We start from the raw sequence: 13,570 nt of genomic DNA, 5'->3' as shown, positions 1-13,570 counted from the left end.
GTCGGCGACCCAAATCATCCTGGGGGGTCCATGCTCAAAACTCTGTTCGCCACGGGCACCGCCCTTGTAGCGCTGTCCACCGCTCTCTCCGCGCCGGCTGGTGCACAGGCTGTCGGCACACCCGACACTACCCCAGCGACGACGACATCAGTCGACTCGGCACCAGTCGACAAGGCCGCCGTGGAAAAGGCTGATCAGGAGGGGACCGATATCATCGTCACCGGGTCGACGCGCGCGCAGCGCCGCTTCGACGTATCCTACGCGATCAACACCATCTCGAAAGAAGACGTCGAGAAGATCGCCCCGGTCAATTTCGCCGATCTGATCGGTCAGCTCCCCGGGTTTCAAACCGAAATCACCGGCGGCGAGGTCCAGAACATCTACCGTATCCGCGGTCTGCCGAACGACGGCGGCTTCGTCAGCTTTCAGCAGGACGGCCTGCCGCTGTTCCACGAGAATGACGGCGTGTTCTTCCGTGGTGACGCGATCCTGAAACAGGATCTGATGACCGACCATGTCGAGGTCGTCCGCGGCGGCCCGGCTCCCGTCTATGCCAGCTATTCAGGCGCAATCGTCAACGCGATCACCGTGACGGGCAAGGACGTGACCCGCGGCAAGGCGCAGCTGACGCTCGGCGATACCGGCCTCTACCGGCTCGACGCATATCAGGCTGGGCCGATCTCCGAGAAGACCTATTATGCGGTCGGCGGCTTCCTGCGCTATCACGACGGCTACCGCGACAATGGCTTTCCGAACGACAAGGGCGGACAGATCCGGGCCAACATTTTGCACGAGCTGGACAATGGTTCGATCAAGTTGAACGTCAATTACGTCAACGATCACAATACCTTCTATTTGCCAATCCCGACCGCCGACCCCCGCAACCCAAGCGTGTCGCTCGACCCCTACATCGACTATTTCAACGGCACGATGAACTCGCCGGCCTTGCGCGACGTCAATCTGAAATACCGCGACGGTGCCGGTGTGATCCAGAACCGCAACAGCGATCTGTCCGATGGCCGCCATATGCAGATGGTCAATGTCGGGGCGCAATATGACGCGGATTTCAATGGCTGGCTGGTTTCCGCAAAGGGCGGGTTCACCAAGGGCAAGCTGGACTTCGCAGCGTTCTATTCGACCACCAACCCGGTTGACGGCAATGCGTTCGCGAACAGCTATCTGGCGCGGACCACCGCTGCGTTCGGTGCGGTGTCGCGGTTGGGCTATGTGCTGGCGGGCACGAACACCGTCTATGACCCCAATGCCGCGTCGGGCCTCGTCATGCAGGGCCAGTACCGCGACATCCATTCCAGCTTTTACTCGGCACAGACCAACCTGTCGGTCGCCAAGCGCTTCGACACCGGCTTCGGCAGCCATGATCTGAAGGTCGGCTTTTACGGCAGCCTTTACGGCGAGGACAGCAAGACGCTGTACCAGAACTACCTGATCGAGGTCCGCGGCCAGCCGCGTACGCTGGAACTGGTCGCCTATTCCGCCGCCGGGACAGCGCTCGGTCGCGTTACCGATAATGGCGTGCTGAATTACGCCGCGACGCTGAGTCAGGGTGATTCCGATGCAAAGATGTTCGCGCTTTACGCCAACGACACGTGGGAAATCGTCAAGGGGCTCCGGATCGACGCCGGCATCCGCCACGAACGCTATAAATACACCGGGTACGCCTCGCTGACGGCGCAAGCAAACCTCGGCGACGCGACGACGCTGGCCGATGATACCACCCGCGCGTTCACCGGCGCGATCCTCAACCAGAAACTCTCCCCGAAGGCGACCAACTGGACGGTCGGGGCGAATTATGACTTCAGCAATCATGTCGGCGTGTATGGCCGCGCCTCGCATCTGGAAACGCCGCCCAACGTGCAGACGGTGATGAGCATCAACCCGACGATCCTGACCACCGTCGCCGACCAGTATGAGGCGGGGTTGAAGCTCGCCTCGGGACGCTCCTACCTCTACGTCACCGGCTTCTACACCAACTTCGACCCGCTCAATGCCTCGTTCCTCGCATTCGACCCGACCACCGGCCGCAACGACGTGAATGTCCCCTTTATCGGCAAGGCGAAGGTCAAGGGGATCGAATTCGACGGCGCCTGGCAGGTCAAACCCTGGTTCTCGCTCAACGGCGCGCTGACGATCAGCGATCCGAAATACAAAAACTTCGAAAGCTCGACGGGGGCCGATCCGACGCAGGCAGAAGGCAACCAGATCGTCCGCCAGCCCAAGGTCTATGGCAATATCCGCCCGAGCTTCGACTTCGACACGAACGGGACGAAGATCTCGGTCTATGGTCGCTTCACCTATATGGGTAAGCGCTACGTCGACCTGTACAACAACACGGCGCTGCCGGCCTATGGAACGACCGGGGCGGGCGTGACGCTTTGCCACGGATCGTGGCAGGTGCAAGTGGTCGGGGACAATCTGTTCAACGCGCACGGTCTGACCGAGGGCAATACCCGGACCGATTCGCTGAGTGGCCAGGGCAATGCGGAGGCGATCTACGGACGGCCGATCTTCGGTCGCAACTTCCGCCTCGTGATTGGCAAATCCTGGTGACGGCGGGTCGGCCAGCGCGGGTGGCGATGACGATCATCGCGCTCGCGCTAGCGGCTGCGCCGGGGGTAGCCGCCGCTGGGGCAGTCCGTGACGCGGTGACCGACCGGCTATCGCAGCGCCTGTTCCCTTTGCTGGACAAGCTCGGGCACAACCCTGCGGCAATGACGGCGCTTGCTGCACGGCCAGACGTTGCAGACATTCTTCGCATGCGTTCGGTTCGGCGAGCGACCTGTGCGCAGGACGTGACCTGCATCGCGCAGGCAATGATCTGGACGCAGAGCGAAGCTGCCGTTCTAGCCGCCAGCCTGGCTGTCGCAATTCCCCAGACGACGATCCCGTCGGCGGACGACGGTCCGGCGGCGCAAGCGGCACGCGAGATCGAGGGCATCAACGTGATCGTCCGCACGTACGGCTTGGGTCAGGTCCCGCGCTATTCCGCGATCGACGGGCCGGGAACGATCGCGCCGGAGGAAACCCGCGCCCGCCTGGCGGCGGCCACCTGGCTCTCGCAGGCCCCGCGGGAAGGCTCGGCGCAAACGCTCGACCCAAGCGCGGACTTCGCGCTGGCACTGCTGGATGCCAGCGACCGCACCGACGCGATCGGCTTTGAGCCAATGACAGGTGGCTTGAATGCCACCCCGATGAAGCGCGCGCATGGCCTCGACTGGAAACGCTATCGCTACAGTGCGATGATCGTCACCGGGGTCGGGCCGGAAACACCGGACATGCCGCTCAGTCCGTTCGGCAAATATCACCTCCGCCTGGCTGCGACCCGCTTTGCCGAGGGCGATATTCCGTTCATCATCGTAACCGGCGGACGCGCCCATCCCCGCGCCACGCGCTTCACCGAAGCAGAAGAAATGCGCCGTGCGCTGATCGAGCGCTACGGCGTGCCGCCCGATGCGATCGTGATCGAGCCATATGCCCGCCACACCACGACCAACCTGCGCAACGCCACGCGGCTGTTGCTGGCAATGCACGCCCCCTTGGCGATGGACACGCTGATCGTCTGCAACCCGGTCCAGAGTGCCACGATCGAAAGCCCCGCATTCCAAGAGCGCAACCGTGCCGAACTGGGGTATCGTCCGGGGACGATCGGGCGCCGCCTGTCCCCGACCGCGCTCGAATTCCGTCCCGCGCCGCAATCCGGGCGCGTCGATCCGCGCGACCCACTCGATCCCTGATCCGGAGACCATCATGCGCCTTGCCTGCTACGCCACGATCGTGGCGATCGCCCTCCCCTCGATGGCACACGGCTGGGGCGGCACCGCCCATACCGTCATCGACCGCGCCGCGATCGAGGCGATCCCCGCAGACGGCCCGTCGTTCCTGCGCAAGTACGAGGATTATATCGGCCAGTCCGCCTCGCTCCCCGACAGCTGGCGCGGCAACGCGGAGAATTTCGCGAAGATCGAGGAAGATCCCAACCACGGCTGGTTCCGCGAGCAGTTCACCTTCGTCAAGCCGATCCCACGGTCGCGCTATGAGTTCGTGATCGCGCTCTACAAACACTATGAGACGATCAAGGACAGCGACCCCGCGACCGCCGCGCGCACCAATGTCCGCTGGACCGGCACCCTGCCCTATGCCGCGATCGAGGCCTTTGACCGGATCGTCGTGTGCATGCGCCAGATCCGAAAAGCACAGGCGGAACACCGCGACGCCTCCGTGCCCGAGCAGCATTGCGCGTTCGATACGATCCGGCTCGGCCATTACATCGGCGACGGCGCGCAGCCGTTGCATGATTCGGTCAACAGCGACGGCTGGCGCGGCCCCAACCCCAAGGGGTACACCACCGACCGTTCGATCCACGGACGGTTCGAGAGCTCCTTTGTCGATGGGATGAAGCTGTCGGTCGCGGATATCGCGCCGCGCATCGGCGCACCCGGGCACCGCGACGGCGACATGTTCAACAGCGTCCTCGCTTTCCTGGATGCCGCCGGGGACAAGATGGAAACGGTCTACAAGCTGGAGAAGCGTGACGGTTTCGCCAATCCCGCGGACACGGCCGTCCGCGAGATGATCTACACCCAGACGACCGCGGGGGCCACGATGCTGCGGGACATGCTGTGCCGCGCCTGGGAGGAAAGCGCGCAGCCGCCGGCGAAGGTCGATCCCTCGCCGATCGATTTCAACAATCCGAACTTCAATCCCGAAACCGGCTCCGCCCCCGACTGAACGAGCCAATACGGCGACGCGGTACCGAAGACCCCGTGGGGGTCTTCGGCTTGAGGATGCGTGTTCGCCAAACGGGAGTTGCGCAATTCGACCCTAGAAGTTCGGATCGAAGTTGAAGAACACCGGGTTGGACAAAGCGATCATGGTCCCGCTCAGCGCCATCGAATTCGGTATCTGCGGATAGGGGGTCTGCGCGCCCTCGACCGTGACGCGGTAGTAGCTCCGCACGCCCTGCGCCGGCGTATCGGTGAAATGCGCCGTCCCGGTCGCCGGATCGGTGGTGTACGCGCCGAAATCCTCGCCGTTCCGGACGACCTTGACGCGGTACACCGTCGTCTTCGCCGCCCCGCCGGTGAGCTTCACCTCGAACGTCACCGGCTTGCCCGTCGCACGTGCGTTGTCGCCCATCATCATGTCGGGCTTGCCGTCGCCATCGAGATCGGCGCGCAACTCGACCCGCGGATCGTTCGGGTTCGCGCTGACCGATACGCGCCCGTTGGTCAGCGCATCGACCACCGCCTGCGCGGAGCGGTTCTTGGCGAACACCCAGGTCGTCGGCGTGCCGACGTAATTGGCGGTAGCCTGATTGCTGTTCGGCACCGCCTGCGCGGGCGTGTCGGGGACGCCGTGATGCGAATCGCTGCCGCCCCGCCCGGTCAGCTTGCGGCCCGAACGGAGCATGTCGTCCCAGATCATCATCGCGGCGGCGTTGCGGCTCCAGATCGCCGAGTTCCACACTTCGATCGAATCGACCATGTCGTAGGAGAAACCGAAATGGTCCTTGCCGCTCGGATGGTTCGCCGAGAGATGGATCCCGAGCGCTTTCTTGACCGCGAGGATCTTGGCATCGCGCGCATCGCGCACGTCGTACAGCCGTTGATGGTCATAGGGTTTGGCGGAGAAGACGTTGCCGTGGCCGCGATCGGTCGTCCATTCCGCACCGTACAGCAGGATCACCGACTTTGATTTGAATTCGGGGTCGCTCCACGTGTTGTGCGCGATGTCGCCCGCGACGTGATTGTCGTGATCGGTGATCGCGATGTAATCGAAGCCGATCGTCTCGGCGAAGCGGATGATCTTCGCCTCGGGATTGTTGCTCGAATCCTTGCTGTGGCGCGAGTGAAGGTGGAGATCGCCCTTCAGCCAGACGCCGTCGTCGAGGCTAGCGACCGGCGGGATCTTTGGTTCGGGCGCGACGGGGGGCGTGGCGGCGAGCAGGGCGGCAGCGGACAAGAGGGTTGCGAGCACAGGCGGTATCCTTCGGACCGGGGAACACGGGGCCGGCACCGGACCGCCAAAGCGGGCCAGTGCCGGTGTTTCAGAAGCGGTAGGTGACCGCGGCGCGGACGTTGCGTTGATACATCGAGCTGCCGATGAACACCGCCTGCCCCGCCTCGCTATTGTCGATCGTGCCCGCCCGCGGATTGCCGTTGGCGAGCCCGAGCGAGTTGGTAAGGTTCTGCGCGATCAGCTGGAGCTGCAGCCTGGGCGTCACATTGACCTGCGCCTGCAGGTCAACGCTGGCATAGGACGGCAGGCTGATCTGGTTGGCGACGTCGGTATAGAGCTGGCCGTTATAGTTGACGTCCGCCTGCACCCGCAGCCTGTCGCCGAACAGCGTGACGCCGGGGGTGATGCGGAAGGTGTTTTCGGGAATGCCGTTGAGCCGGTGGTGCGAATAGTCGGTCAGCTGCCCAGCGCTGTTGGTGTAGACGAAGTCGGAAAAGCGCGAGTCCTGGTACGTCCAGGACGCGTGGAGATCGAACCACTTGACCGGGCGGAGCGTCGCCTCGAGCTCGATCCCCTTGGTGTTGGTGTCGCCGTAGACCGTGAACGGCGACAGCAACCCGTTCGTGAGCGTCCGATAGTCGCTGATCTGATAGCTGTTGTAGATCGTGCGGAACCCGGTGGCGTAGAAATCGACCGGCCCGCGCGAATATTTCAGCCCGGCTTCCAACATGTTGAGCTTCTGCACCACCGGGGTCGCGCCCGCGTTGGTGATGAAGTTGGAGATCGCGGGCAGGCGGAAGGTGTTGGTGTAGCGGACGAACGCGCCGACATACGGACGGAGCTGGTAATTGGCCCCGGCGGTATAGGCGAAGCCGTCATATTTGCGCGAGAAGGGCGTGAACACGCCGGTGCCGACGCCGACCGAATCGTCCGCCGGGGTCGCGCTCTGGCCAAGGTTGATCTTCTTGCTGCCCTCGACCCGGCCCGATGTCTGAATCTGTTCGTAGCGCACGCCGCCGTCGAGCCGGAAGCGCGGGGTGATCTGCCACTCGTCGCTCGCATAGACCGCGATATTGTCCGATTTGCCGCTGCCATTGGCATATTCCGCGCCGTAGCCGACCACGCCGCCATTGGTGAGCGGCGCGAGCTTCGCGCCGGTGTTGGACAGCAGATAGACGTCAAGCACGTCGGCATGGTTGGTGACGTCGGTCAGCACCGATGCGCTCAGCGCGCCATATTGCTCGTTCTCATGCGCGAAATAGAAGCCGAGCGCGAGGTTGTGATGCCCCAGCAGATCGACCGCACCGACGACCCGCGTATCGTTGATGACCTCTTCCAGCGGCACGGTATGCGTGCGCGCGAGATCGACGAGCGCGAGGCCGTTGCCATTCTGGTTCTTGAGGTCGAACGCCGCGCCGGAATCGCGGTAGAACAGGCCGAGGCTCTGGCGCGCGGCGGCGTTGACCGCCTTGCCGTAATTGGCGCTCAGGAAGCTGCCGGCGGGGGCGACCGAATAGGGCGTGATGCTGTTGCGCTGCGTGAAGCTGTCGCGATACCGGAGATTTTCCTGGATCTTGAACGTGTCGCTCAGCGCATAGTCCGCGTGCAGGCTGAGCTGCGTGAGCTTCACCGTGCTGCCGAGCGCATTGTCGAACTTCACGTCGCCGCCCGGCGTCAGGAAGGTGAAATAGCGCGTGTCTGGCCCCGCGATATTCTCCTTGCGGTTGTTGAGCCCCGGCACGCTGACGATGTCGCCCGCGCGGTCGGTCGTGTAGATCCCGCCGCCCCAATAACCGACGCGCTCGTCGATCCGCTTGACACCCAGCGTCACCGATCCGCGATCGAAATCGCGCGAGACGTTGAGGCGGATCTGCCCGCCCTTGTCCTGCGTGAAGCCCGAATTGTGCGGGCCGTCCGACAGCCGGTAATAGCCGCCGGTGAAGAAGCGCCACCCGCTCTTGCCGATCGGTCCGCCGATCCAGCCGTCGACGCGGTGCGAATTGTAGCTCGATCCTTCGTAGCGGACCAGGCCCTCCAGATGGTCGCCGCCGCGCCGCGTGATGAAGTTGATCGCAGCGCCCGGCGCGTTCGAATAGAAGATCGCCGAGGGCCCGCCGCGCACGACTTCGATCCGCTCGACCGTCTGGTCGATCCGCAGCGACTGGTCGCCGTTGAGCCAGCCGAGCCCTGGATCGCCCTGGATCGGAATGCCGTCCTCAAGCAGCGCGACCGTCTGGAAACCGTCGCTCGGAATGCCGCGGACGCGCACCCCGCTGCTGACTTCGCCCCCGGTCGGCGTGGTGTAGAAGCCCGGCACCTGCTTGAGCGCCTCGGCCACGCCAATCGGTGCGCGGACCCGCAGGTCCTGGTCCGAGATGGTCGAGATCGCATAGCTGGTATCGACCTTGCGCTGCCCCTTCACGCCCGCGCGGCCGGTGACGACGATATCGTCGCCGCTGGTCGCGGTCTGCGTCGGGTCGGACACCGCGGTCGGATCGGTCTGCGCGACGGCGGTCCCGCTCGAAAGTGCAGCGCCAGCGATCGCAACGGCCACAGCCGTGCGGGATACTACCGAATAAGTCATTGCAAGCCCCACCCTTTGTCGAGTCGGGGCGGCATATGGTAGTTTAAGGTATCATTTTAATGACACCAGCGACTTGCGATTGTCACGAAAGCTTCAGGGCCGCCGGTATTCGGGATAATCGAACATCGCCTTGAACACGAAACCGGCATCCGCGAACACCGCTTCGGGGTCGACGTCCTCTTCTTTCAGCATCTCGTCGATCGAATAGGCCAGTTCGACCGAAAGCCGGGTCCGCCGCCGCAGCAGCGCGCGGTCGACGTGGGGCAGATGCGGCGCGTAGAGATCGGTCAGCGTGTCCGCGACGAAATTGTGCGATTGCAACCGGATGTGCGTCAGGCTCGGTACCGCGTGGAGCGACCGCATGATCCACAAGGCACCGGGTTCGCTGCTCGTGATCGCATGCATCATCCGCAGCAATTCGACCGTCTTCCCGGCCAGCACGTCGAGTTTGGCGCCTGCGTAGCGCGCAACCCAGGTCTCCAGCGCGACGTTCTGCCGCTTCATCAGCCGCTCGGCGAGCGCCGCGATGATCGCATATTTGTCGTCGAAATAGCGGTAGAAAGCGGGCGGCGTGGTGCCAGCCCGCTCGCAGATCATGTTGCTCGAAATGCGTTCGACCCCGACTTCGCCGAGCAGATGCCCCGCCGCATCGAGCAACGCGTCATAGGTCCGCTGCGCCCGCGCCTGAACCGGCTTCCGATGACTGCTCAAACGTCGCCCCCCCCGATACCCCGCCCGAATCCTCCGGTCGTCGCAGCCGGGGAGAGAGCGTCCTTGGGGGAAAGACGGCTGGCTGAGAAGGGATCGCCTGCACCGCGCCTGCACCGATCGCGTCCGCCGACGGTCTGGCCACGGGGTTGCCGCCGTCGTCGTCTGCCACCGGCGCGAGCAGAGCAACGGGCAGCAAGCCCCGACGCGCTCGGGGTCCAGCCTGTAACCGGACAGACCACTTGCCTGACCAACGGATCCGGCTATGTTTAGTTTGCGCCGTTTTGAGCAAATAAACCTATCGTTACCTTCCCGCCAGTCTTGCAGTACTTCGCAATAGTACCCCTCTTCAGGCATGAAGACTGTATCTCTTGTACCATATCGCATCGTCCGAAACGCGATGACGCCTGGGGATTGCCCTTCGCTACCAATCAGGCCGGGATCGGTCTCGTTCGACCGGGACGCAAAAGAGGAAACAGGGGATGGCCAGGATCTTTGGTTGGCACGCATTGCTCGCAGCACTGCTCGCGATCGCAGCGATCGCGCCCGGTGGGGCGCGGGCGCAGCAGGTGGCGGGGGATTGGCACGGCACGCTCAGCGTTCCGCCCGGAGTCGCGCTGCGGATCGGCGTGACGATCACCGCCGCGCCCGGTGGCGGCTACAGCGGCGTGATGCAGAGCCCCGACCAGACCCCTGCCCCGATCCCGCTCGACAGCGTGACGGTGGACGGCGGCACACTCGGCTTCGCGGTTGCGGCGATCCACGGCAGCTATACCGGGCGTTGGGACGAAGCGCGCAAGGCCTGGGTCGGCGAATGGCGGCAGGGCGCGGCGCTTCCGCTCGTCCTGACCGCGGGCAAGCCGGACACGCGGGTGATCGCCGGCCTCGACGGGGAGTGGACGGGAGCGATCACGCCCGCGGGTGCCACCATCCGCCTGATCGTCCACGTCACAACCGATGCCCGCGGGACGGTCGTCACGCTCGATTCGCCCGACCAGCTTGCGTACGGCGTGCCGCTCTCCACGCTCGCGCGCACCGGCCAGACCGTTCGATTCAGCTTCAACGGCAGCAGCTTCACCGGAACACTCGCCGCCGATGGCCACGCGATCGACGGCAATTGGAGCGGCCCCGACTATTAGGGCGCGCTGGTCCTCGCCCGACGCGCGACGCAGGCAGCGGCCCCCCGACGCCCGCAGACGCCGCAGCCCCCCTTTCCTTACCGCGCCGACACGGTGACGGTGGAAAGCGCACCCGGCGTGCGCCTGGCGGGCACGTTGACCCTGCCCGAAGGCAAAGGTCCGTTTCCCGCGGTGGTGCTGATCACGGGGTCGGCGGGGCAAGACCGCGACGAAACGATCCTCGGGCACAAGCCGTTCGCGGTGATCGCCGACCGGCTCACGCGCGACGGGATCGCGGTGCTGCGCATGGACGATCGCGGTGTCGCACAGTCGACCGGGGACTTTGCCGCCGCGACCGACGACGATTTCGTGCGCGATGTCGCCGCCGATGTCGCCTTCCTGCGCAATCGTAGCGACATCGATCCAAAGCGGATCGGCCTGATCCGGCCTAGCGAGGGCGGCGTGGTCGCTCCGAAGGTTGCCGCCCGGGATCCGCAGATCGCGTTCATCGTCCTGCTGGCCGGCCCCGGCGTACCCCTGTCGCAAGTGCTGGCCGCGCAGCGCGCCCGGCTATCGCCCGCAATGGGCCAGACGCCCGCGAAGATCCGCCGCGATCAACGCCTGATCGATCACGTCATGGCGGCGATGCGCGGGTCGAAGGACGCGGCGGAAGCGAAAGCGCGCGCGATGAAGGTCATCGCGTCGGAGGGCAGCGCCACGATCCGCGCGAACGGACAGGCCGAGATGATGGCGACGGCGCTCAGCTCGGGATGGATGCGCGACCTGCTCGACTACGATCCCCGCCCGACGCTGGCGGCGGTGACATGCCCGATCCTCGCCCTGAACGGCGCGCGGGACGGGCAAGTGCTCCCCGAGCAGAACCTGCCGGCGATCCGCCTGGCGACCAAAGCCAATCCCGATGTCACCATCGTCGAACTGCCGGGCCTCAACCACCTGTTCCAGACGGCCAAGACCGGGACCGTCGGGGAATATAACGACATCGAGGAGACGATCGCTCCCCTCGCGCTCAACACTATGGCGGACTGGATCGGCAAGCATGCGAAGCCTGCCGTCACCCTTCGCTGACGTTCCTTTCGCGCCATGGCAAAACCCCGTTCGTAAGGCTCAACGCGTCGCAGCCCCCCAATTCCCTAGCAGCCCGCGCCGTACAGATCGTTTCGATCGACCGGGTCATCATAAGGGTTCGCGCGTCGCCTCGGCGCAAAGGTCGTCCGGTCGGCAGTACGGGCTTAGCCGCCCGGCAATGCATCGACCGGGATTCGAAGCGTCGTCGCTGGCATATCGCCGCTGGAACCGCCATGCTCGTGCAAACAGCCGGAGCGTGACATGTCCTTCTCCCTTTACGACGCCGTGATCCCCTCCAACATTCAGATCCTCGGTGCGCTCGACGGCATCATCGGCAAGGCCGAGGCGTTCTGTGTGGAGCGCGATATGACGCAGGCCGACCTCGTCGACGCTCGGCTTGCGCCCGACATGCTGCCGCTCGGCTACCAGATCAAATCCTGTGCGGTGCACTCGATCGGCGGCATCCACGGCGCGCGTACCGGTAGCTTCTCGCCCGACATGAGCGCCTGGCCGACCGATCTCGCCGGTCTCCGCGATATCCTGCAACACACCGCAGCAGAGCTCTCGGCGCTCGATCGCGATACCATCGACGCGCTGGCTGACGCAGACACGCAATTCGCGTTTGGCGAGATGAGGATGCCGTTCACGGGCGCGAACTTTCTGTTGTCGTTCTCACAGCCGAACTTCTATTTTCACGCGACGACGGCCTATGCGATCCTTCGCGCTCAAGGAATGAAACTCGGCAAACGCGATTTTCTCGGTATGCCGCGCATGAAGGTTTGAGCGGGGGAGACACCCGGACGCCGCCGTTGCGCGTGGTCAGTCGTGCTCGCGTCGCGACCTGATCGGCCCCGCTGTTGCTTTACGAGGTCAGTACACGGAACGGACCTAGTTATACGGTAACGATCGCCAGTGACGGCAAACCTCTATCATCGGATTTTCGGTTACGCGGGTATAGCGACAGGGTTGGCCACGCGCGCTTATCTTTGATGAACGGCGGCGTACGTGGCTTTGGCGGTGGCATCGGAAAGCACGTGTTTACGACAGGCCTTCCGAAGAAGGCAGAAGGCAGCAACAGTCCGGAGAACCCCCGATGATGCAAGCGCCTACTATCGTTATCGCCATTGCGTCTGCCCTTGCCCCTCAGGCAAATACGGCAGGGCCGAAGCCGGGGCCTTACCCTCTGCCTACGGTACAGAGCGTCGCCAGTAGCGGCGGCGAAATTGTCCGCGCGTCTTTCATCGACGGCTATGGCAAACCGGCAGGCGTGGTTGCTTTCATGCGCCGTCCCGGCGAGGAACCTCGTGTAGAGGTCCGGACTGCCGCCGGCGGCACGCTGGCGACGGCCGTGCCCCTCGACACCTGGGAACGCGTGCGCTCCGCAGCCGCGCTTTTTGACCGTACGCTTGCGCCGGTGTCCAGTGCGGACGGCCTGTCAATCTGCCTCCATCCTTGGTCGGTGTCCGTCGAAGCGGTCGACCCTGCCCGCTCAGGCCGTCCCGCTGCCATCCGCAAGGCCGTCCAGTCCACTTGCGATACCGGGCTGGCAGTGCCGCTCGCGTTCAACCTGGCCCGCGAGGCAGTAGCGGCGTTGCCGGCCTGTGCGCTGCTCGATGCCCGACAGTACCGCAACGATATTGCCCGACTTGCCGGGTGCACCCTGCTGGAAGGCGACCGCGCCGCCGCTGCGCTCGCGCGCAATGCGTATGGAAGCGATTGGTTCGCGAGCACTCGCGGCGACCGTACAGAATACGCAATCCGCCATCTGTTCTTCGATCAAGCTCGAATCGATTGGGCCGGTACGACCGCCGAGGGTTCGGCGGCGGCCGCGAAAATTTGGTCGAGCCAGCTCGAGAACGCGTCTGTCTTTCCCCGACACATCATCGGCGAAACGGCCGACCGGGTGAAAATAGAGGGGGTGATCGTCCGGTTTACTGGCAATCGCAGCACTCAAGCACCGGTGACGATGGTCTGGACCAGCGAGAATGGCTTCGGCTTTCGCGTTCGTTCTGCCACCGTAGGTGCAGAAGAACCTGCGGGCGGAAGTTAGGATTGGGATTTGGGCACAATCTCGCAAGGTAGGCGCGGAGATCTGCGA

General features: G+C 64.4%; 10 protein-coding genes. 7 read left to right on the top strand and 3 right to left on the bottom strand.

The window, feature by feature from the left end:
* Positions 1 to 30: 30 nt before the first annotated feature.
* Genes ABIC17_RS08390 through ABIC17_RS08380 form a run of 3 tightly spaced genes read left to right on the top strand, consistent with a single transcriptional unit; the run spans position 31 to position 4,746 of the window.
* Positions 31 to 2,568 carry a TonB-dependent receptor gene (locus ABIC17_RS08390; protein ID WP_354280897.1) on the top strand — a complete coding sequence of 846 codons (2,538 nt, stop codon included), beginning with the start codon at positions 31 to 33 and terminating at the stop codon, positions 2,566 to 2,568.
* A gap of 26 nt (positions 2,569 to 2,594) precedes the next feature.
* The gene (locus ABIC17_RS08385; protein ID WP_354281648.1) at positions 2,595 to 3,752 is read left to right on the top strand and encodes a YdcF family protein; all 1,158 of its coding nucleotides are present in this window, start codon (positions 2,595 to 2,597) and stop codon (positions 3,750 to 3,752) included.
* 13 nt (positions 3,753 to 3,765) lie between these two features.
* Positions 3,766 to 4,746: a phospholipase C/P1 nuclease family protein gene (locus ABIC17_RS08380; protein ID WP_354280896.1), complete on the top strand. Its 981-nt coding sequence runs from the start codon at positions 3,766 to 3,768 to the stop codon at positions 4,744 to 4,746.
* Between the two features lie 93 nt (positions 4,747 to 4,839).
* Here the strand turns inward: ABIC17_RS08380 and ABIC17_RS08375 are convergent, their stop codons facing one another.
* The 3 genes from ABIC17_RS08375 to ABIC17_RS08365 form a co-directional block, all read right to left on the bottom strand.
* Positions 4,840 to 5,994 (bottom strand): CehA/McbA family metallohydrolase, encoded by a 1,155-nt coding sequence (locus ABIC17_RS08375; RefSeq protein WP_354280894.1) that lies wholly within the window; start codon positions 5,992 to 5,994, stop codon positions 4,840 to 4,842.
* A gap of 70 nt (positions 5,995 to 6,064) precedes the next feature.
* Positions 6,065 to 8,530 (bottom strand): TonB-dependent receptor, encoded by a 2,466-nt coding sequence (locus ABIC17_RS08370; RefSeq protein WP_354280892.1) that lies wholly within the window; start codon positions 8,528 to 8,530, stop codon positions 6,065 to 6,067.
* A gap of 123 nt (positions 8,531 to 8,653) precedes the next feature.
* The gene (locus ABIC17_RS08365; protein ID WP_354280891.1) at positions 8,654 to 9,271 is read right to left on the bottom strand and encodes a TetR/AcrR family transcriptional regulator; all 618 of its coding nucleotides are present in this window, start codon (positions 9,269 to 9,271) and stop codon (positions 8,654 to 8,656) included.
* Between the two features lie 479 nt (positions 9,272 to 9,750).
* Between ABIC17_RS08365 and ABIC17_RS08360 the strand changes: the two genes are divergently transcribed.
* The 4 genes from ABIC17_RS08360 to ABIC17_RS08345 all read left to right on the top strand — a co-directional run bounded on the left by ABIC17_RS08360 (position 9,751) and on the right by ABIC17_RS08345 (position 13,522).
* The gene (locus ABIC17_RS08360) at positions 9,751 to 10,407 is read left to right on the top strand and encodes a hypothetical protein (protein ID WP_354280889.1); all 657 of its coding nucleotides are present in this window, start codon (positions 9,751 to 9,753) and stop codon (positions 10,405 to 10,407) included.
* 93 nt (positions 10,408 to 10,500) lie between these two features.
* A complete protein-coding gene (locus ABIC17_RS08355) occupies positions 10,501 to 11,472 on the top strand; it encodes an alpha/beta hydrolase family protein (protein WP_354280887.1) in 972 nt (323 codons plus the stop codon).
* 285 nt (positions 11,473 to 11,757) lie between these two features.
* Positions 11,758 to 12,255: a DUF1993 domain-containing protein gene (locus ABIC17_RS08350; RefSeq protein ID WP_354280885.1), complete on the top strand. Its 498-nt coding sequence runs from the start codon at positions 11,758 to 11,760 to the stop codon at positions 12,253 to 12,255.
* 310 nt (positions 12,256 to 12,565) lie between these two features.
* Complete coding sequence (locus ABIC17_RS08345) at positions 12,566 to 13,522, top strand: hypothetical protein (protein ID WP_354280884.1); 957 nt, start codon at positions 12,566 to 12,568, stop codon at positions 13,520 to 13,522.
* Positions 13,523 to 13,570: the final 48 nt, after the last annotated feature.

Source organism: Sphingomonas sp. PvP056 (genome assembly GCF_040549155.1).
Taxonomy (GTDB): Bacteria; Pseudomonadota; Alphaproteobacteria; order Sphingomonadales; family Sphingomonadaceae; genus Sphingomonas.
This window is presented reverse-complemented; position numbering and strand designations above follow the sequence as displayed.

Coding starts and splice junctions, on each gene's coding strand:
- ABIC17_RS08380 (WP_354280896.1), top strand. CDS start 3,766: ATGCGCCTTGCCTGCTACGCCACGATCGTGGCGATCGCCCTCCCCTCG.
- ABIC17_RS08345 (WP_354280884.1), top strand. CDS start 12,566: ATGATGCAAGCGCCTACTATCGTTATCGCCATTGCGTCTGCCCTTGCC.
- ABIC17_RS08390 (WP_354280897.1), top strand. CDS start 31: ATGCTCAAAACTCTGTTCGCCACGGGCACCGCCCTTGTAGCGCTGTCC.
- ABIC17_RS08385 (WP_354281648.1), top strand. CDS start 2,595: ATGACGATCATCGCGCTCGCGCTAGCGGCTGCGCCGGGGGTAGCCGCC.
- ABIC17_RS08360 (WP_354280889.1), top strand. CDS start 9,751: ATGGCCAGGATCTTTGGTTGGCACGCATTGCTCGCAGCACTGCTCGCG.